General features: G+C 64.8%; 1 pseudogene. It reads right to left on the reverse strand.

Features of this window, described 5'->3' with window-relative positions:
* Positions 1-155: pseudogene (locus tag SB725_RS32430) on the reverse strand (hypothetical protein); the annotation flags it as partial.
* Positions 156-256 lie beyond the last annotated feature (101 nt).

A 256-nucleotide genomic window follows, 5' to 3' on the forward strand; every position in this document is an offset into this window, starting at 1 on the left:
CTGCCGTCGCCCTTGTCGTAAGGGAACAGGCCGCGATCGCCACGCCATTCCTCGATCTGCTTCCACCAACTGGCGACCGTCTCCTTGTTCGGGGTATCGCCGATTTCCTTGAGTGCCGCGACCATTTCGGTCAGGACGCTCTCCACTGGACCGACAGGCGCAGCACGCCGGCCTCAAGCATCTGCAACAGCACCCGGAGCTGCGAGTGCCCAGGGTCATCCCGGCGACAAACGGCGCGGACCTGCTGTCCCTGGAG

Origin of the sequence: Pseudomonas sp. SIMBA_041 (genome assembly GCF_046535095.1) — a bacterium.
GTDB lineage: Bacteria > Pseudomonadota > Gammaproteobacteria > Pseudomonadales > Pseudomonadaceae > Aquipseudomonas > Aquipseudomonas mucoides.